The organism is Corynebacterium doosanense CAU 212 = DSM 45436 (genome assembly GCF_000767055.1).
Classification (GTDB): domain Bacteria; phylum Actinomycetota; class Actinomycetes; order Mycobacteriales; family Mycobacteriaceae; genus Corynebacterium; species Corynebacterium doosanense.
Genome location: NZ_CP006764.1, coordinates 2495645 through 2515671 on the forward strand (window position 1 = coordinate 2495645; position 20027 = coordinate 2515671).

The 20027-nt window shown below is 70.0% G+C and carries 14 protein-coding genes and 1 pseudogene; 11 read left to right on the forward strand and 4 right to left on the reverse strand.

Annotation, left to right across the window (positions count from 1 at the left end; translation table 11 throughout):
* Positions 1-20 precede the first annotated feature (20 nt).
* Positions 21-3086 (forward strand): alpha-(1->3)-arabinofuranosyltransferase domain-containing protein, encoded by a 3066-nt coding sequence (locus CDOO_RS12215; RefSeq protein ID WP_018022075.1) that lies wholly within the window; start codon positions 21-23, stop codon positions 3084-3086.
* Here the strand turns inward: CDOO_RS12215 and CDOO_RS12220 are convergent.
* Entirely contained in the window at positions 2996-4123 is a 1128-nt protein-coding gene (locus CDOO_RS12220; protein ID WP_026159382.1) for an acyltransferase family protein, read from the reverse strand. The two genes, CDOO_RS12215 and CDOO_RS12220, sit on opposite strands and share 91 nt — an antisense overlap.
* 62 nt (positions 4124-4185) lie before the next feature.
* Between CDOO_RS12220 and CDOO_RS12225 the strand changes: the two genes are divergently transcribed.
* Positions 4186-5172 carry a porin PorA family protein gene (locus CDOO_RS12225; protein ID WP_018022072.1) on the forward strand — a complete coding sequence of 329 codons (987 nt, stop codon included), beginning with the start codon at positions 4186-4188 and terminating at the stop codon, positions 5170-5172.
* Positions 5169-6656 (forward strand): MmpA family trehalose lipid delivery protein, encoded by a 1488-nt coding sequence (locus CDOO_RS12230; RefSeq protein ID WP_038574099.1) that lies wholly within the window; start codon positions 5169-5171, stop codon positions 6654-6656. Before CDOO_RS12225 ends, CDOO_RS12230 begins: the two co-directional genes overlap by 4 nt.
* Here the strand turns inward: CDOO_RS12230 and CDOO_RS12235 are convergent.
* On the reverse strand, positions 6596-7687 hold the full coding sequence (locus CDOO_RS12235; RefSeq protein WP_026159380.1) for a glycosyltransferase family 4 protein: 1092 nt from the start codon (positions 7685-7687) through the stop codon (positions 6596-6598). The genes CDOO_RS12230 and CDOO_RS12235 overlap by 61 nt on opposite strands.
* Before the next feature lie 30 nt (positions 7688-7717).
* Here CDOO_RS12235 and CDOO_RS12240 point away from each other — a divergent pair, with 30 nt between their 5' ends.
* A complete protein-coding gene (locus CDOO_RS12240) occupies positions 7718-8488 on the forward strand; it encodes a class I SAM-dependent methyltransferase (protein WP_020384623.1) in 771 nt (256 codons plus the stop codon).
* Between the two features lie 5 nt (positions 8489-8493).
* On the opposite strand, the gene CDOO_RS12245 is transcribed toward CDOO_RS12240, so the two are convergent.
* Positions 8494-9690: an acetyl-CoA C-acetyltransferase gene (locus CDOO_RS12245; RefSeq protein ID WP_018022068.1), complete on the reverse strand. Its 1197-nt coding sequence runs from the start codon at positions 9688-9690 to the stop codon at positions 8494-8496.
* 194 nt (positions 9691-9884) lie between these two features.
* Positions 9885-11711 carry a phosphoenolpyruvate carboxykinase (GTP) gene (locus CDOO_RS12250; protein WP_020384622.1) on the reverse strand — a complete coding sequence of 609 codons (1827 nt, stop codon included), beginning with the start codon at positions 11709-11711 and terminating at the stop codon, positions 9885-9887.
* Between the two features lie 519 nt (positions 11712-12230).
* Between CDOO_RS12250 and trmB the strand changes: the two genes are divergently transcribed.
* The 7 genes and pseudogenes from trmB to CDOO_RS12285 all read left to right on the forward strand — a co-directional run bounded on the left by trmB (position 12231) and on the right by CDOO_RS12285 (position 19858).
* Positions 12231-13013: a tRNA (guanosine(46)-N7)-methyltransferase TrmB gene (gene trmB, locus CDOO_RS12255; protein WP_018022066.1), complete on the forward strand. Its 783-nt coding sequence runs from the start codon at positions 12231-12233 to the stop codon at positions 13011-13013.
* Positions 13014-13067: 54 nt separating this feature from the next.
* The gene (locus CDOO_RS12260; protein WP_018022065.1) at positions 13068-13751 is read left to right on the forward strand and encodes an NYN domain-containing protein; all 684 of its coding nucleotides are present in this window, start codon (positions 13068-13070) and stop codon (positions 13749-13751) included.
* Between the two features lie 15 nt (positions 13752-13766).
* The gene (locus CDOO_RS12265; protein WP_018022064.1) at positions 13767-16073 is read left to right on the forward strand and encodes an MMPL family transporter; all 2307 of its coding nucleotides are present in this window, start codon (positions 13767-13769) and stop codon (positions 16071-16073) included.
* Positions 16073-17098, forward strand: coding sequence for a lysylphosphatidylglycerol synthase transmembrane domain-containing protein (locus tag CDOO_RS12270; protein ID WP_018022063.1), 1026 nt, complete (start codon positions 16073-16075; stop codon positions 17096-17098). Before CDOO_RS12265 ends, CDOO_RS12270 begins: the two co-directional genes overlap by 1 nt.
* A 322-nt stretch (positions 17099-17420) precedes the next feature.
* Positions 17421-18653: pseudogene (locus tag CDOO_RS12275) on the forward strand (hypothetical protein).
* Between the two features lie 21 nt (positions 18654-18674).
* On the forward strand, positions 18675-19262 hold the full coding sequence (locus CDOO_RS12280; RefSeq protein ID WP_018022060.1) for a hypothetical protein: 588 nt from the start codon (positions 18675-18677) through the stop codon (positions 19260-19262).
* Between the two features lie 56 nt (positions 19263-19318).
* Complete coding sequence (locus tag CDOO_RS12285) at positions 19319-19858, forward strand: hypothetical protein (protein WP_020384621.1); 540 nt, start codon at positions 19319-19321, stop codon at positions 19856-19858.
* The last annotated feature ends 169 nt before the right edge of the window (positions 19859-20027 follow it).

The window sequence follows — 20027 nt, forward strand, 5'->3', positions numbered from 1 at the left end:
GGACGCTCATCGCCCTGGTCATGGCGGTGCAGCCGTGGGGTGAGGTGGCCGCGGACACCAAGCTCGACCTCATGGTCGATCCCGCGGGTTTCCTCGCCGGGGCCGCCTCGGCCTACTCCGCCGACTTCACCCTGGGCCAGCTGCAGAACCAGGCCTACGGGTATCTCTTCCCGCACGGCCTGTTTTTCCTGCTCACGGACTTTCTGCCCGACTGGGTCGCGCAGCGGCTCTGGTGGACCCTCGTCGTCGGCGTGGGTTACTCCGGTTTCCTCGTGCTGCTGCGGCGTATCGACATCGGCTCGCCCGCCTTCCGTTTCCTCGCCGCCGCGCTCTTCGCCTTCTCCCCGCGCACGCTCACCACGCTGACGGCCATCTCCTCGGAGACCTGGCCGGTCATGCTGTCTCCCTGGGTGGTGGCGGCGGTGCTCTCGCCGCGCCTGGACAGACGTGCACTGGTCGGGGCGATCGTGCCGGTGGCACTCATGGGGGCGGTCAACGCCTCGGCCACGCTGCTGGCCTGCCTGCCGGCGGGTATCGCCCTGCTGGTCAGGGTGCTCGCCGCGCGCGGCCGCGGTGCCGGGTTCGCCGGGCTGTGGCTGCTGGGCTGCGCGCTGGTCAGCGCGTGGTGGATCGGCCCGCTCCTGGTCCTGGGCCGTTACTCTGCGCCGTTCACGGACTTCATCGAGTCCTCCTTCGTGACCAACCGCTGGCTGAACCTCGCGGAGATCCTCCGAGGCACGACCAGCTGGGCACCCTTCGTGGACACCGAACGCACCGCCGGCGCCCTGCTGGTGCTGCAGCCGGTGTATGTCCTGGTCACCATGGCCGTGGCGGCGGCCGGTCTCGTCGGCCTGTGCCTGCTGCCCCGGCGCTCGCTGTGGCTGGTCATGCTCTTCACCGGGGTCGCGCTGCTCGGCGCCGCGCACGGCCCCTTCGCGGCCGGGTGGCTGGAGCTTCTCGACGGCCCCCTCGCCGCATTCCGCAACATCCACAAGGCCGACCCGCTGGTGCGCATTCCCCTGCTCATCGGCCTGGCCCACCTGGGCAGCCGGCTGTCCCTGCCCACCACCGCGGCCGACCTCGCCCACCCGAGCCGGCGCCACGCGGGCGCGGTGCTCGTCTCGCTCGTGGCGCTGGCCGCCGTCTCCCCCGCCCTCTCCGCGCGCCTGCTGCCCACGGGCACGTGGAACGAGATCCCGGACTACTGGCTGGAGGCCACGGCCTTCCTCAACGACAACGCCGCCGGCACCCGCACGCTCATCGCCCCGGAGACCCCCTTCGCCCGACAGGACTGGGGCTGGACCCGCGACGAACCCGCGCAGCCGCTTCTCGACGTCCCCTGGGCCGTGCGCGACGCCATCCCCCTGGTCGACCCGGAGGCGGTGCGCGGGCTCGACGGCATGATGGCCGTGCTGCACCAGCTCCCGGAACAGGCCGGACCCGCGCTGGTACAGGCGGGGATCGGGGCGGTGCTGGTGCGCCACGACCTGGAGAACGCTGAGCCAGTGGACGCCGAGGCGCTCGCGGAGTCCGTCCCCGGCGCGCGGGTCCACGGGTTCGGCGAGATCGAGGTGGTGCTGCTCGACCCGGACGCGGGCGCGCACACCAGCGACACCGCACCGCTGCGGGTGGCCGGCGGCGGCGAATCCGTCGCGCTGCTGGACACCCTCACCGAACCCGCCCCGCGCGAGCTCGTCGCCACCGATGCCGACGTGGTCACCGACACACCCCTGGCCGTCGCCCGCAACTACGGCACGCTGGACAATCCGGTCTCCGCCCCGCTGGCCCACCCCGAGGAGGGCGCGGACGTGCGCAACCGGGCGCGTGACTACCCCTCCGCCGGGCCGCTCACCCGGGTGGTCGAGCACGGCCTGCGGGTCTCCGCGTCCTCGTCGGCGGCGGACGCGACCGCCTTCGGCGGGGCTGACGTGGCCAAGTCGGTGACGGCGGGCGTCGACAAGCATCCCGACACCGCCTGGTGGCCCGCTCCCGGCGCGGCGAGCGGGGAATGGATCGAGCTGGCCGGGGACTTCGCCGGGCAGGAGCACGTGCGCATCACGGCGACGGACGACTCGGAGGTTACCGTCAGTTCCGGGGAGGCGGCCACGACCGTGGCGTTGACCGGCGGGGAGGAGGCCGAGGTCGTCGTGCCCGGGCCCGCGACCGGCGCGATCCGCGTGACCCTCGCCGGCCCAGCAGCGGTGGGCATCGCGGAGATCTCCGTCGACGGCCACCCCGCCGAGCGGGTGGTCACGGTGCCGGACACCTCCCCGAACGTGCGGCAGTTCCTCTTCCAGCGGCTCCTGGTGGACACCGGCGTGCTCGTGCGCGATTTCACCGCCCCGCGCGACATGACGGTGCGGCTGGATTCCGACGGACCCGTGCTTATCGACGACCAGGAGCACCACCCCGGCGACACCCTCGAGCTGCCGGCCGGACAGCACCGCCTGGACACCGAGGCCACCTGGGTCACCCTCACCGAACCCGGGTTCGCACCCGCGACCGGGGAGAACCTCTACTACTCCGGGCTCTCGGCGAACGAGGGGCTGCGCGCGCACGCGGGCGGCGTGGAGCTCGAGCCGCGCCGGGTCGGCGCCGGCATGCAGGGTTTTGTGCTGCCCGAGGGGGTCGAGGGCCCCGTCGAGGTGAGTTTTGCCGGCGAGCGCGCCTACCGCGGCTCGCTCATCATGGGCGGGGCGCTGCTCGCGCTGACGCTGCTGGCCTGCGCCGTGGTGGGCCTGTCCGGGCGCCGGGGGCGCGAGCGGGGCGAGCTTCCCGAGGGCAACCCCACCGCCACCATCATCGCCGGGCTGGCGGCGCTGTTTGTCGTGGCCGGCCCGGCCGGGCTGATCGCCGCGGCTGCGGTGGCCGCGATCCGTTATTTCACCCTCATCCGCGGGCCGTGGCTGGCGGCGGGGCTGGTGGCCGTCGCGGGAGCATGGCTGGCGCGCTCCCCCTGGCCCTCGCCGACCTACGCGGGCGACGTGGACGTTCTTCAGTGGGTGCTGGCCGCCGCGCTGGCCTGCTCACTGCCGGGCCTTCTGCCCCGCACCAACCGCGCCCCCGGGAGCTCGATGAACTCGTAGCTCAGCGCCGACACCACCACCGTCAGGGCCAGGGTGAGGGCAAAAACGAGCGGAAAATGCCCGGAGAAGTAGTCGATCCCGGTGAGGGGGAACACCACCGCCATGACGGGCAGGTGCCAGAGGAACACCGAGTAGGACCAGCGCCCGAGCGTGGTCATCACGGGCGAGGACAGGACCCTATCGCCCGGCGCGAGGGCCACGGGGACAACCACGCAGAACGCGAACGCCGCCCCGGCGAGGATGCGGCGGACGAACTCCCCCGGGGAAGGGTGGGTCAGGCCGAGGGGGCCGAACCACTCCTGCCCCGCCACCCAGGCGGTGAGCAGGGCGAGCGCCCACCACAGCCAGCGCACCCGGAAGATCCGGGGCACGCGGCGCCCCTCGTACTCCGCGGCGAGCAGGCCCACGGCAAACCAGCTGGCGTACGCCGGGGGCCAGATCTGCCGGTTGGCCACGCCGTCTGCCGGGGTGTCGGCGACAAACGGGAGGTAGGCCCACCCGAGGCTGAGCACGGCCAGGGCGGCGATCGCGGCCATCCGGCTGGCGGGCCGCAGACGTCGCAAAGCCAGCACCACCAGGGGAAACACCAGGTAGAACGCCGCCTCCACGCACAGGGACCACAGGTGCGTCAGGCCGCCGACCAGCCCGTCCGGCCAGTAGATCTGCGTCATCGTGAGGTTGGCCAGCACCTGTCGCCAGGTCATCGTCGTGGCCTCGGGAAGCAGCACCACCACGGTGACCACCAGCGCGAGGTAGGCCGGCAGGATGCGCCCGGCCCGCGATCGCCAGTAGCGCCCCACCTGCAGGCGCCCCGTGCCCGGTCCGTAGGAGCGCCACAGGAGGAAGGCCGAGAGGGCGTAGAAGACGGAGACGAAGAAGTCGAAACGCGCGAGAACGGAACCGACGGGCGATGCGGGGTCCATGCCGGTCTGGAAGGCCGCATGGGTGGCCACCACCCCGGCCGCGGCGACGAAACGCAGCCCCTCGAGGGCGGGCAGGTGCCGGTGGGCGCGGGAGGCCTGAGCGGCGGTGGCCATGAGCGCTCCCGTATCGTCGTCAACTGTTAGAGGTGACGCGATTGTATATGGAAGGGGTTCGCGTGGACACGACTGCCGCACCGCGCCTCCCACGCCGGCGGCTGGCCTGGCTGGGGGCCTTGACGCTGGTGGCGTTCCTCTTCGGCTCCTTCCTGGCCCCGATGGTCCTGTGGTTTCTCGAGCCCCTGCCCCGCGATGTCGACAACACCTACGTCACCGAATCCGCCCCCATGACCGTGCTGCAGGGCGACGAGGCCATCACCGGCACGGGCCACCTGGAGCAGCACGAACGCACCAGCCCAGGCGCGGACCGCAGCGAGGCCACTGCGCAGTCCGAGACCCGCGTGTTCCTCGGTGACGAACAGATCGGGCAGCTGCGCGAGGAGCTCACCGTCGACCGGGGCGCCACCTTCCCCGTCCCCGGCTCGCCGGCGCGGCAGCTGGTGGAGCTGGGTGGCACCAGCGCGGACTTCGAGAGTGAAGCGCCGGCCGGGCTGCGCCACTTCTTCCCCTTCGGCCCCGAGCGCCGTTCCTACGCCTACCTCGATCCCGTCACGCGCGACACCACCCCGCTGGACTTCGTCGACGAGGTGACCGTGGGCAGCGTCGAGGCCTACCGCTACACCCAGACCATCGAGGCGCAGCCGGTGGCCGGCGCCCTCGCGGAGGTGCTGCCGCCGCGCCCCGACCAGCACCCCTACTACTCCGCCACCCGCGACCTCCTCGTCGACTCCCGCACGGGCCGCATCCTCGACGTCGACGGGACCTATCACCTGTACTACGCCGCGGACGGCTGGGAGGCGCGGCAGACGTCGATCAGCGAGCCCGCCGCCGGGCGCACCATCTTCCAGCAGCACGTGACGTGGGACGAGGCGACGAAGGCGACGCGTCTCGACGACGCCGAGCACCTGAGCGCCATGCTGCGCACGCTGCAGGTCCTCGCGTGGATCGGCACCACCGCCGCCGTGCTGCTCGTGCTGCGCATGATGTACCTGGTCTGGAAGCACCGCCGGGCCCTCGCGGCCCGAGCCGCGCGGGAGCGGTCCTGAGCCGCGCCCTGCTGGTCGCGTGGGCCGTCTTCCTCGTCGGCGCGCTGACCCACCCGCTCCTCGCGCCGGGCGATCTGGCGCTGCGCGACATGCTCGTGCTCGACTCCCCCGCCCTGAGCCCCTCGGCCGTGGGTTTCGGCGACCTGCCCGCCCGCAACGCGCCCCAGGACGGGGTGCTCGCCCTGGTGGGATTGCTTGTCGACGCCTCGTGGTTCGCCCGCCTGCTCATCGTCGCCGGTGCCGGCACCGGCGCATTCGGCGCCGCGCGGCTGGCCCGGGTGGTCAATCCCCGCGCCTCCGCGTGGGCGGTGGCCGCGGCCATGACCGTGGCGGTGTGGAACCCCTTCGTGGTGGAACGCCTGCTCCAGGGCCAGTGGTCGCTGGTCATCGCCGCCTGGCTGCTGCCGCTCGTGGCCGCCGCGGCCCTGTCCGGACGGGTCTACCTGTCAGCCGCCACGGTGTTCGCCGCCTCGCTCACCCCGACGGGCGCGCTCATGGCCTCACTCGTGGCCGTGGCCACCGCCCGATCCTGGGCCGCCCGCGCCGGCCTCCTGCTCGCCGGGGCGGCGGTGAGTGTGCCCTGGCTGGTGCCCGGGTTCCTGGGGGCCGCGGACTCCCTCGCCAGCTCGGCCGCGGCCTTCGCCCCGCGGGCCGAGCAGTTCGTGGGCACCCCCGGCGCGCTGCTGGGCCTGGGCGGGATCTGGAACGCCGACGCGGTGCCCGCCTCGCGGGAGAACGGGTTCGCGCTGTTCGGGGTGGCGCTGGCCGCGGTGCTGCTCACCGCGTGGCGGCGCTGCCCCGCCCCGCTGCTGATCCTCACCGGCCTGGGCCTCGGCGGGGCGACGCTGGCCTGGCTCGCCCCGGAACTAATGGGCCTGTTCGTCTCCGAGGTTCCCGGCGGCGGGCTGCTGCGGGACTCGCAGAAGCTGGTGATGCTGGCCATCCCCGGCTACGTTGCTTTGGCCGGCCTGCTCAGCCGCTGGCCCGCCGTCGCCGCCCTGGCGCTGGCGCTGCTGCAGGTGCCCGACGCGCCCCGGGAGCTGCAGCAGCTGCGCCCGGTGGAGATCGCCGTGGACACTCAACTGGTGGAGCGGGCCGACGGGCGGGACGTCTACTTCCCCGGCCGCGGCACGCTTGTTGAGCTGGACGGGCGGGTCATCCTCGACCCCTATGCCCGGGCGCTGAGCAAGGTGGAGTCCGGCGAGCTGCGTGTCGATTCCCACGTCACCGACCTGCCCACCCGGCGTTACCAGGCCGTCGAACGTGCCTGGGCCGCCGGCGACCTCGGGTTGCTGGAACGCCTGGGTGTCGGGCTCATCGTCACCCCGGACGGTCAGGTCACGGAGACCGCCGCCGCGCCGCAGCCCACCCGCACGGGTGTGGCCCTGACGCTGTGGTGGCTGGCCGTTGGCGCGTTGCTGACCTATTTAGCCACCCGGCGCAGCAGTTCCTCGAAACGCCGGCCGGTCTCCTCCCACGAGTAACCCGCCGCCAGTTCGCGGGCGGCCTCGCCGAGGGCGCGGCGGCGGGGTTCGTCGCTGAGCAGCACCCGCACAGCACCGGGAAGGTCCTTCGGGCCGTTGACCAGCACCCCGGTGGTGCCGTCGACGACGGAGTCGCGCAGCCCGCCGGCGTCGACGTAGCCGATGGTGGGCACCCCGTGCTGGGCAGCCTCGACGACGGCCAGACCCCAGCCCTCCTTGCGCGAGGGCATGAGGTGGATCGCGGCGCGGGCGAGCAGGGCGTGTTTGTAGTCCTCGGTGACCTGCCCATGGAAGATCACGCGGGCGTCCTGGGCGTACTCGCGTAGCTCATCGGCCCACCAGCCGCTGCCGATGACGTCGAGCACCACGTCGTCCGGCAACTCCCGGACCACGTCGATGGCGTGCTCGATCTGCTTGTGCGGGACCAGCCGCGACAGCGTGACCAGGTGGGTATGGCCGTCGTCCGCAATGCGCGGCACCTGCGCCGGGACCGGGTCGATGCCGTTGGCGATGATGCTGATGTCGCCCTCGGAGATCCCCAGCTCGGCGAGGTCCGCCCGCGAGGATTCCGACACCGTCACGTACGGCGCCCCGCGGTAGACGAGCGGGGCGACCCGGGACTCCAGGAACCAGCCGAAACGCCCGATCAGTCGCCCGGCCACCGGCCACTGCTCCCTGTGCCGGTGATGGGTGAGCAGCACGGTCGGCGCGCCGGAGATGAGGCGGGCAAAGAACGGGATGCCGTTCTGGGTGTCCACCACCACGTCGAACCTACGCAGGGTCCCCAGGCCGAGCCGGCCCAGCGCAAGCCCGCCGAGGGCGTTGAGGTACACGGTGTATTTGCCGCCCGAACGGGAGTAACGCACCCCGTTCCTCCTGCTGCGCCGGGGCGCGTCGGTGTGCCCGGCGGTGCGGTAGACCACGTCGTGGCCACGGGCCGCCAGGTACTCCCCGACACGCTCGAGGTAGCGCTCGGAGCCACCTCCCTGGGGGTGGGTCGAGTCGCGCCAGCACAACAGAAGAATTCTCATGATTTCCGCACCAGCCTAGACTTGGCTCCCGTGAATGCACCTGCCACCCGTCGATTAGCCACCCTGTCCCGGTCGTGGTCGCTGCTGCGCTCCTTCCGCCACGAGCAGCCGCGCCCGGATCTCTTCTACGGCGGCCTCGCGGAGGACACCGCACAACTGGTGGAGGCACTGCTTCTCGACGCCCGTGGCCACCACCTCGCCGGCCGGGCCGTCCTCGACGTGGGCGGCGGGCCGGGCTACTTCGCCGACGCCTTCGCCGCGCGCGGCGCCTGGTACGTGGGCCTGGAGCCCGACGTGGGCGAGATGTCCGCCGCGGGCATCGACGTGGCCGCCGCCGTGCGTGGCGACGGCACCGCCCTGCCCTTCGCCACCGACAGCTTCGACGTGGTCTATTCCTCCAACGTCGCCGAGCACGTGCCCGACTTCACCGCCATGGGTGATGAGATGCTGCGGGTGACCCGGCCGGGTGGCCTGGCAATTCTCTCCTACACCGTCTGGCTCGGGCCCTTCGGCGGTCACGAGACCGGCCTGTGGGAGCACTACGTCGGCGGCGAGTTCGCGCGCCGCAGGTACGAGCGGCGCCACGGACGGGCGCCGAAGAACGTGTGGGGCCAGTCGCTTTTCGACGTCTCCTGCGCCGACGGCCTGGCCTGGGCCCGGTCGCTGGAGCGCCGGGGGCTGGCGTCGGTGGAGCTGTGTTTCCCGCGTTACCACCCGTGGTGGGCGTGGTGGATGGTGCGTGTCCCGGTGCTCCGGGAGTTCCTGGTGAGCAACCTGGTGGTGGTTGCCCGGAAGCTCTAGGAGCCCTAGGAGCGCGAGAGCAGCAGGGCGTCGCCCTGTCCGCCGCCGCCGCAGAGGCTCACGCCCGCTTTGCCGGAGCCGCGGCGCTTGAGTTCGTAGGCCGCGGTGAGCGCGAGGCGGGCGCCCGATGCGCCGATGGGATGGCCGAGCGCGATGGCGCCGCCGTGGATGTTGCACTGCTCGAGCGGGTAGTCCAGCGCGCGCAGCGATTTCACGGCCACGGCGCCGAAGGCCTCGTTGATCTCGATGAAGTCCAGGTCCGAGGCCTGCCATCCCTGGCGGCCCAGGGCCTTGAGCAGCGAATCCGCCGGCTGCGCGTGCAGGGAGTTGTCCGGCCCCGCGGTCTGCCCGGCGGCGCCGAGCTCGGCGAGGTAGTCCAGGCCGCGCTCCTCGGCCCAGGACCTGCGGGTGAGCACGAGCGCTGCCGCGCCGTCGGAGATCGGCGAGGAGTTGCCGGCGGTGATGGTGCCCGACTCGCGGACGAAGGCGGGACGGAGTTTCGCCAGCGTTTCGACGCTCGTGTCCGGCCTGATCCCCTCGTCGGAGTCCACCACCACGTCGTCGCCCTTGCGCTGGGGAATGCTCACCGGGGCGATCTCCTCGGCGAAGACCCCCTGCTCGCGGGCCGCGGCGGCGCGGCGGTGCGACTGCGCCGCCACGTTGTCCTGCTCCTCGCGGGTAATGCTCAGATCATTCAGCGGCCCCTCGGTGAGCACGCCCATGGAGACCTTGTCGAACGCGTCGACCAGGCCGTCGACCTCGAGGGTGTCCTCGAGCTGCAGCCCGCCGTAGGGCGTGCCCGCGCGTGAGCCCTTGACCACGCGCGGGGCGTTGCTCATCGATTCCTGACCGCCGGCGACGACCACGTCGGCGTCACCGAGCTGCAGGAGGCGTGCAGCGTGGATCACGGAGTCCAGCCCCGAGAGGCAGAGTTTGTTGATGGTCTCCGCGGGAACGTTCCAGGGGATTCCGGCCTGGACGGCCGCCTGGCGGGCGGGGTTCTGGCCCGCACCCGCCTGGATGACCTGGCCCATGATGACGTAGTTGACGTCCTCGGGAGACACCCCGGAGCGCTCGACGGCGTTTTTGATGGCGTGGGCGCCGAGGTCCACCGCGGTCTGGGAGGAGAGGGCGCCGAGCAGCTTGCCCTGCGGGGTACGGGCACCGGCGAGGATGACGACGGGATCTGAGGCGTGGGTCATGGCGGGTGTATCTCCTAGAGGCTGGGTGGTGGCCCCGGGCTGCGGTTGGTCTTGAGGGCGCCTTCCTCAACCAGTCGGTCGAAAGAAGGCGCCCTCAAGACCTCAGGGGCCGATGTCCGGCGTGTGTCGGTCTCCCCGAGACCGCGCGCTTTCAGAACGCGTCCTCAAGACCGACACACGCCGCAGGCGGGGAACTAGTCGGCGTCCTCGATGCGCTTCTTCAGGTCGTCGAAGAGCTCGTGGATGCGACCCGGCACGCGGGAGCCGAGGTCGTCGAGGTACTCGGCGTTGTCCTCGATGGAGGCAGCCCACTGCTCGGGGGGAGCGGTGAGCGCCTCGCGCACGTCGTCCATGTCGGCGTCCAGGCCGGTCATGTCGATGTCCTCCGCGCGGGCGGTGTTGCCCAGGACGGTCTTGTCGGCCTCGACGCGGCCCTCGATGCGGTCGACGATCCACTTGAGCACTCGCGAGTTCTCGCCGAAACCGGGCCAGAGGAAACGCTTGTCGTCGCCGCGGCGGAACCAGTTGACCATGAAGACGGACGGCATGCGGTCGCCGCCCTTCTCGCCCATGTCGAGCCAGTGCTGCAGGTAGTCGCCGACGTTGTAGCCGATGAAGGGCAGCATGGCCATGGGGTCGTGGCGCAGGGTGCCCACCTGGGCCTCGGCGGAGGCGGCCGTCTGGCCGGAGGAGAGCAGGGTGCCGTGCAGGACGGCGCGCTCCCAGTCCTCGATCTCGGTGACCAGGGGGACGGTGTCCGCGCGGCGGCCGCCGAAGAGGATGGCGTCGAGCTTGACACCCTTCCAGTCGTCGAACTCCGGCGCGGCGGTCGGGGTCTGCGCGAGGGGCACGCAGTAGCGGGAGTTGGGGTGGGCGGCGTTGCTGCCGGACTCGGGGGTCCAGTCCTTGCCACGCCAGTCGATGAGGTGCTCGGGCTTCTCGCCGTCCATGCCCTCCCACCAGACGTCGCCGTCATCGGTGAGCGCGACGTTGGTGAACAGGGTGTTGCCCTTGTCGATGGTCTCCATGGCGATGGGGTTGGAGTCGTAGCTCGTGCCCGGGGCGACGCCGAAGAAGCCGTTCTCCGGGTTGACGGCGTAGAGGCCGTCCTCGCGCAGGTGCATCCAGGCGATGTCGTCGCCGACGACCTCGGAGCTCCAGCCCTCGATGGTCGGGGTGATCATGGCCAGGTTGGTCTTGCCGCAGGCGGACGGGAACGCGCCCGCGACATGGTAGGCCTTGCCCTCGGGGCTGGTGAGCTTGAGGATGAGCATGTGCTCGGCCATCCAGCCCTCTTCCTGCGCCATCTTGGAGGCGATGCGCAGGGCGTAGCACTTCTTGGCCAGGATGGCGTTGCCGCCGTAGCCGGAGCCGTAGGACCAGATCTCCTTGGTGTCCGGGAAGTGGGTGATGTATTTGGTGTCGTTGCAGGGCCAGGGGACGTCCTGCTCACCGGGCTCGAGGGGGGCGCCCACGGAGTGGAGGCAGGGGACGAAGGAACCGTCGGTGCCGAGCTTCTCCAGCGCCTCTGTGCCCATGCGGGTCATGATGCCCATGGAGAGCACGACGTAGGGCGAGTCGGTGAGCTGCACGCCGAGCTTGGGGTTGGGGTCGCTGATCGGTCCCATGCAGAAGGGCACGACGTACATCGTGCGGCCCTTCATCGCGCCGGTGAAGCGCTCGGTCATCTCTTCCTTCATCGCCGCCGGCGGTGCCCAGTTGTTGGTCGGGCCGGCGTCGGCCTGCTCCTTGGTGCAGATGAAGGTGCGTGACTCGACACGGGCGACGTCGGCCGGGTTCGAGCGGGCGAGGAAGCTGTTCGGGCGCTTCTCCTCGTTGAGTTTGATCAACGTGCCGCTCTCGACCAGTTCGGAGGTCAGCCGGTCCCACTCTTCGCGGCTGCCGTCGACGAAGACGACGTCCTCGGGCTGGAACATGTCTACGGCGGAGTTGATCCAGGCGATCAGATCCTCGTTTTCGGTCGGGGCGGTTCCCGCCAGACCTTTCACTGCTGTGGTCATTGATTCTCCTGAATTCGTTGAGCTACGCGGTACCCAGTTAGATCCCAGTGTCTTTGTGGGGAAAGTGTCGCACGCGACCACCGTTTCCCGGTAAAACCTGATAGCGCCAGAATATCGACTTGCACACCTCCGCGGGTAGCACTACGGAGGCCGGCCACGGGCCGCCGGTAATAATCGGGGGCCTCACCCGCGTTTATCCACCAAGTGACCAACAGGTTTAGGGCATAGGACACAGCAGGCCCACCCCCGGTCAGGGGTGCCCGCCACGCCCGCCGCCTCCCCAACCTCCCCCACCACCCCGCCCGGGCCCCACCCGCGACCGCCGGATATAAAGGTATGCCCTTTTTTCGCGGCCCCGCCAGGTCGACATTTCCCACCGCGCCCCGACCTCCACGCGGGGACACCACCGACTTCACCCCCGGCACGGCCAGTTGAGCAGTCCGGATATATCCAGCAAACACCCACAACCCACGGCGGGGGAATTGGTATCCGCCCACGTCGAGTGGACAATGGTGACCGATGAATAGCACTGACAACTCCCCCGAACTTTCCGGCATCGGGGAACTTCCCGCCGGCCGGCCCCCGCAGACCGACTTCACCGACGGCCTGGACTATCCCCGGCTCGGCTCGGTCACGTTCCGTCGCGGCACCCTGACCGACAACCAGGAGGCCACCTTCGCCGAGCACTGGCCGCGCCTGGGAAAGGTGCTTGACGACGAACTGATCGACGTGGATTCCTGGTTCGGACGCTCCGGCCACCCCACCATCCTGGAGATCGGCTCCGGCACCGGCACCTCCACGGCCGCGATGGCCCCGGTGGAGGCGGACACCAACGTCATCGCCGTGGAGCTGTACAAGCCCGGCCTGGCCAAGCTGCTGGGCGCGGTCGTCCGCGGGAACATCGACAACGTGCGCATGGTCCGCGGCGACGGCATCGAGGTGCTGGCCCGGATGATCCCGGAGAAATCCCTCGACGGCGTGCGCATCTTCTTCCCGGACCCCTGGCCGAAGGCCCGGCACCACAAACGCCGCATCATCCAGTCCGGCCCGCTGCGGCTGATCGCCACCCGGCTCAAACCCGGCGGGGTGCTGCACGTGGCCACGGACCACGCGGATTACGCCGAGTGGATCGACGAGCTCGTGCAGGTCGAGGATCTGCTGGAGTTCCGCGGCTGGCCGTGGGAGGATGCACCGCTGCTCACGGACCGGCAGGTGATCACCAAGTTCGAGGGCAAGGGTCTCGACAAGGACCACACCATCAACGAGTATCTCTGGCAGCGCACCGACGCGCCGAACCCCTAGAACTCATTTATTTAGGCCCACAATCAACTCCGAAATGAGCGTGACCTCGAAGTCATGAGCGACATTCACGAATCCGCCCACCACTACAACGCCGGCGCGCTCCCCGGGCCGGACGGCCTCCTACTGGTGTGGGACGCCCCCAACCTGGACATGGGCCTCGGCGCGATCCTCGGCGGTCGGCCCACCGCGGCGTACCGGCCGCGTTTCGACGCCATCGGCCGCTGGCTCATCGAGCGCGCCGCGGTCCTCTCCGCGACCACCGGGCAGGTCATCGAACCCGAGGCGACGGTCTTCACCAACGTCGCCCCGGGCGGCGCCGACGTGGTCCGCCCCTGGGTCGAGGCGCTGCGCAACGTGGGTTTCGCCGTCTTCGCCAAGCCGAAGATCGACGAGGATTCGGATGTCGACCCGGACATGCTCGCCCACATCCGCAGGCGTCGCGACGAGGGCACGCTGCGTGGCCTCGTCGTCGCCTCGGCCGACGGGCAGAACTTCTCCGCCACCATTGCCGAGCTCATCGCCGAGGGCCTGCCCGTCACGGTCATCGGATTTCACGAGCACGCGGCCTGGGCCGTCACGGACGAGAACATCTCCTTCGTGGACCTGGAGGACATCCCCGGTGTCTTCCGCGAGCCCCTGCCGCGTGTCAACCTCGACCAGCTGCCCGACGAGGGTGCCTGGCTCCAGCCCTTCCGCCCGCTCACCTCTCTGCTCAAGAGCAGAAACAACGATCAGTAGGAGTACCCGCGCACCATGTTTCTCAAGTGGGGATACTTCACGTACCGCTTCCGCAGGATCGTCCCGCTCGTCCTGGTCGGCCTCATCCTGCTGCTCTTCCTCGCCTTCGGCACCCGCCTGGGTGACCGGCTGAGCCAGGAGGGCTGGGAGGACCCGAACGCCTCCTCGACCACCGCCGCCGCCGTGGAGCAGGAGGTGTTCGGACGCGACAACTCCGGAGACGTCATCCTGCTCTTCGAGAGCCCCGAGGGCATCGCCGGCGAGCCTTACTTCCAGGCGTCCTACGACCACCTGCAGGCGCTGCAGGCGGAGCACCCGGATGAGATCGCCGAGGTGACCAGCTACTTCGACACCCGCAGTCCGCAGATGATCACCGAGGACGGCACCACCGCGTTCGCCGCCATCGGCCTCGCCGGCGACGGCGAGCAGACGCTGCGCGACTTCCGCGCCGTCGAGGACGCCCTCGTCCCCGACGACCTGCCCGAGGGCATGACCGTCGAGGTCGCCGGAGCCACCGCGGTCGCCGACGCCCTCGACGCCGGAATGGCGGAGGACATCTCCCGCGCGGAGGTTCTCGGACTGCCCTTCGTGGCCATCCTGCTGCTCATCGTCTTCGGCTCGGTCGTCGCGGCGGCGATGCCGCTGATCGTGGGCATCCTCTCCATCCTCGGCGCGCTGGGCATCCTCTCCATCTTCGCCGGCTTCCTCCAGGTCAACGTCTTCTCCCAGGCGATCGTCACCCTTCTCGGGCTCGGCCTGGCCATCGACTACGGCCTGTTCATGGTCTCGCGGTTCCGCGAGGAGATGGACAAGGGCCAGCCCATCGACCGGGCCGTGGCCGTCACCACCGCCACCGCAGGCAAGACCGTGGTCTTCTCCGCCCTCATGGTGGTGGTGGCCCTGGCCGGCCTGCTGCTCTTCCCCCAGGCCTTCCTCAAGTCCGTGTCCTACGGCGCCATCGCGGCCGTGTCGCTGGCCGCGCTCCTGTCCGTGACGGTGCTGCCGGCGCTCTTCGGCATGCTGGGGCGAAACATCGACAAGTTCTCCGTCCGCCGCACGAGCCGCCGCGGACGGCGCATCGAGGAGACGCTCTGGTACCGGATTCCCGCGTGGTCGATCCGCAACGCCCGGAAGGTCACCGTCCTGGCCGGCGGCGCGCTGCTGCTGCTCATGCTGCCTATCGGTGGCATCGCCTTCGGCGGGATCAACGAGTCCTACCTCCCGCCGACGCAGGAGACCCGCGTCGCCCAGGACGAGTTCAACGAGAAGTTCCCGCAGTTCCGCACCGAGCCGGTGAAGCTGGTCGTGCAGAACGCGGACAACACCCAGCTCGTCGACGTGGTCGTGCAGACCCGCTCCATCCAGGGCCTCACCGCGCCGATGTCCGCGGGTCAGACCGTCGACGGCACGACCGTCCTCTCCGCCGGCATCGCCGACCGCGGGGACAACGCCGACGTGATCGAGCAGCTGCGTGCCATCGAGGCACCGGAGGGGGTAGAGCTCAACATTGGCGGCACCCCGGCCATGGAGGTGGAGTCGCTGGAGGCGCTCTTCCACATGCTGCCGTGGATGCTGCTCTACCTCGTGGCCACCACCTTCATCCTCATGATCCTCGTCTTCGGCTCGGTCATCATCCCGGCCAAGGCCACCATCATGACGGCGCTCGGACTCGGTGCGACGCTGGGAATCCTCACCCTCATGTTCGTCGCGGGTGTCGGCTCCGGCCTACTCAACTTCACGCCCGGCCCGCTCATGAGCCCCATCGTGGTGCTCATCGTGGCCATCATCTTCGGCCTGTCCACGGACTACGAGGTCTTCCTCGTCTCCCGTATGGTCGAGGCCCGGGACCGGGGCGAGAGCACCGACCGCGCCATCAAACTCGGCACCGCCCGCACCGGCACCATCATCACCGCCGCGGCGCTCATCATGATCGTCGTCGCGGCGGCCTTCGCGCTCTCCGACATTGTCATGATGAAGTACATCGCCTTCGGCATGATCTTCGCCCTGGCCATCGACGCCACCGTGATCCGCATGCTGCTCGTCCCCGCGGTCATGCACCTGCTGCGCGAGGACAACTGGTGGGCCCCGGCACCCATCCGCCGCCTCTACGAACGCATCGGTGGTCACGCCGCCGAGCCCAGCTTCGACGATGAGGTGGAAACGGCCGTCGAGAAGCGTGACGACGACGGCGAGGTTGTCGATCTCGACTCCGTGTCCGTCGCCCCCGACACCCAGGCCGCGCGCGGCGGCAAGACCGCTGGCCAGGACACCGAACTGATCCCCTTCACGGAGCTGATGAAGCGACTGAACGAGGACCGCTGATGCGCCAGCGGAACCTGCTCCGCTGGCTGGCACCCCTGCTGATTCTCGTGGTGCTCGCCTTTTTCTTCCGTGACCAGCTGGACTTCATCGGCCAGGCGGTGCGTGAGCTACGCGACGCCCGCCCCGGCCCCATCGCCGTCGCGCTCGTCGCGTCCCTGGGTTCGCTGGTGGCCATGGGCGCGGTCATGCGCCTGCTGCTCGCGGCCGGAGGGGTCCGGGTGCCGCTTCCCGAGACCACGGGCATCACCCTCGCCTCCAACGCCTGGTCCACCACCATGCCCGGCGGCCCGGCCTTCTCCGCCGTCCTGACGTTCCAGGTGCAGCGCCGCTGGGGTGCCTCCATCGCGCTGAGCGGGTGGTTCGTGGTGATCTCCTCGGCGATCTCCACCATGTGGCTCATGCTCATCGGGGTGGGTGCGGTGCTGCTGGGGGCGGACATCGGGATCTGGTCGCTGATCGGCTCCCTCGTGGCCACCGCGCTGGTCATCGGCGCCGTGTACTGGCTGAGCGGGCACCCCCGCACGCTAGAATCCTGGGCCGGGCGGGTGCTGCCCACGGTCAACCGGGCCCTGCGACGCGAACCCGACCGCGGCCGCGACGCACTGCGCGCCCAGTTCGAGCACTTCAGCGCCGTGCGACTGACCCCGGCGGGGTTCGCCACGGTGTCGCTGTATTCCCTGCTCAACCGGCTTCTCGACGCCCTGGTCCTGTGGCTGTCGGTCTGGGCCGTCACGGGCGACCTGCCGCTGCTGGAACCGGCCCACAATCAGACCACACTCATGGGCGTGCTGCTCGCCTACATCACGGCGAAACTGGCCGGGTCGGCGCAGGTCACCCCGGCCGGCCTGGGAACGGTGGAGGCGGCGATCATCGCCACGCTGACCGCCACGGGAATGACGGCGGTGGACGCCACGGGGGCCGCGATCGTCTACCGGGCCCTGTCCTTCGTGGCGGTGACCGCGCTGGGGTGGATCGTCTACTTCGCCCGGTACGCGGGCCACGGGTTTTCCGGGCCGGAGAAGTAGCCGCCTGCCGGCCCCGTTACGCCGCGGCCAGGAAGAGGATCCCTTCGTATCCGTCTTCCCCGGGGTGGTGTCCCCTGCCGTGAAGCGCTGATAGCGCCCCCCTTCGACGGAGGAACACACAGCTTTCGCCCATGTTCTCAGGACTAAGTCAGGGGTGATGTTTGGCCCGGACCTCCCCGGCCGCCACGATCCGCCTCCCCTGGCGGCCACCGACCCCAGGTTCAGGTGAACCATGAGAACATCACTGCTCCGCCGCACCGGACACCTCCGGATCGCTGCCACCGCACTCGCATCCCTGACCGCCCTCACCCTCGGCGCGGGCATGCTCGCGGCACCCGCCACGGCGGCCTCAGCCGCCATCCCGCCGATACCCCAGGGTTACCCCATCGCCAACCTCTACGCCCCCTGCACCAACGCCTCCGCACAGGCAGAGGGGTACCCGGACTGGCATTACGGTGAAACCGGCCGCCGCTAACTCAGCGACGGCACGATCCAGTTCACCAACAGCACCGACCAGGCCGTGCCCTACACCGCCACGGTGGAGACGGGCACGAACCACAAAATCAGCGCCAACTCCGCGGCGGAGCTGCCCTCGAACTGGAACACCACCGCGAAGAGCGACATCGGCGCGCTGGCCTCCAACGGCTGGATCGATGGCGAGACCTTCGGCCCCATCACCCTCAATCCCGGCGAATCCTTCCGGGTCGAATATGGGGTCCTGGAGAAGGATTTCATCTCCATGTTCATGACCTGCGACAACGGCCACCTCCGCAACGCGGAAAGCGCCAGCGTCATCCGCGGCACGGTCCCCGCCGAGCGCTACGCCTTCGCCTATGTCATCCGCGCCGACGACAGCGTCGCCGACCAGGCTCTGGAGATCCCCTCCCGCGCTCAGGGCGCCAACAGCAAGCCCATCGACGGCACCTACACCAGCGTCAGCGGGCCCAGCCTCGAGCAGGTCGCCGACCCCGCCCGCGACCGGGTGGCCCCGCCGAACGAACCGCTGCGCCGCGATCCTTCCTGGCCGAAGCAGGGCCAGACATGCCGCCAGGGGGACAACCGTTGGTACCCGCTGGACGTCAACTCTGTCACCCCGGCCTTCCGCAAGCCCGGTTACTCGCAGGACTTCCTCAACTGGTCCAAGACCGACTACCAGTTCAACCCGGTCACGGACTTCGTCGTCGGCGCCGAGTTCAACGGCTACCTCAACTGGTTCGACCGCGACGGCCGTCTTCCCGAAGGCTGGCTCAACTCGGTGGGCACCGTGCAGCGCACCTACATGCCCGTGGGCACGCCGCTGAAGTCTGTGTCGCTGGCCCCCGGTGAGCGCGTGCGCGTCGAGTACGGCACGACCATGACGCGGGTGAACTACCGCGAGCTCCACTGCGGCAAGGACAAGACCTACAGCCTCGTCTCCAACTATCCCCAGGCCACCGCGCCCAGCGGCTTCTGGGCGGAGGCGGTGGTGACTTCGCCGAACGGCAGCACCCGTCGCGTGGACGTCACCCCCGACGACTACGCCAACCTCCCCGTCCCCACCCAGTCCAACATCTGACACCCCGAAGGAATCCCCACCATGTCTCTCCGCGCCACCGCCCTCAAGTCCACCGCCCTCTCCTTGGCCGCCGCCTTCAGCCTGGCCGCCTTCTCCGCCCCCACCGCCGAAGCACTCCCCCCGCGCGACATGGGCACCGCCAACCCGACCACCATCGGCGCCCGCTGCACCAACCCCGGCGACCGCGGCCAGACCATCAAGATCGTGCGCACCTACTTCGACGGTTCCGCGGGCACCTGGACCATCTCCAACTACAACGACACCCCGCTCCCGGTCACCCGTTCCATCAAGGAGACCAAGACCAAGACCTGGAACGTCTCCGCAGGTGTCTCCTTCCCCCTCCTGCAGCTGATCCAGTTCACCTTCTCCACCAGCTACACGGACTCCCAGTCGTACGAGGTCGGCGAGCTCGTCGGCCCGTACAACGTCGCCCCGGGCAAGAGCGCCGTCATGCGCGCCGGCTGGGTCGTCTCCGACTTCGAGGGCCAGAACACGGTCTGCGGCGCGAACCACACCTGGCAGGCCAACGGCGGCAACTTCACCGCCACCCTGCCGAAGGAGCGCCACGTGGAGATCAGCACCCGGGACAACGAGCAGTGGGGCGCGTAGCGCGGGCCAGGTTCGCCGGCGTTCTCCTCGCCGCTCTGGTTGCGGTGGGAACACCCGTGCCCGTGCCCGCGTCCGCGGCTCCCGGGTCCTTCGCCGGCGACTTTGAGCTGCCCCAGCGCTGGAACGACGACTACAAACCCGAGACCCGCTGTGGCACGCCCGGCAAGACCGGCACGTATGTCACCGCTTCTCGACGCTGGTTCAAACAGACCGATGCAGCCAGCGTGGCCAACCTGAACAGCGAGTCGATCCCCGTCACCCAGACCGTGAAGACCACCCGTACCCAGACCACGGAGACCTCCGCCAAGGCCAAGGGCGAGGGTGAACTGGCCAAGTACCTCACCAGCGCCTACGGATTCTCCTACGTCTATCAGGTCCACTGGTCCCTGAACCAGGTGGTCGGCCCGTACCAGCTTCCCCCGCACCGCGAGGGCCGCCTGGTCTGGGGTTTCACCATGCTCGACACCGACAACCAGGACGTGCGTTGCGGGGCAGATCAACTCTGGCACGCCACGGGCAAGCCCTACTACGCCTCGTCACCCGAGGCCCGGTACTCGGAGCTCCGACTGGATCCGGCGACCGACTACGGGTTCTGATCCCCGGCGCGGGAGTATGCGGCCGCATACTGCCGAAGCAACGACTGCGCACGTGCGCGCTATTTTCGGCAGCGGGGCAACGTTGGAGGGATTTCCGACTATGCCGTGGCATAGTGCGGCGGCGTTGCAGGGACTGCGCACGTGCGCACTTTCCCGACAGCAACAAGCA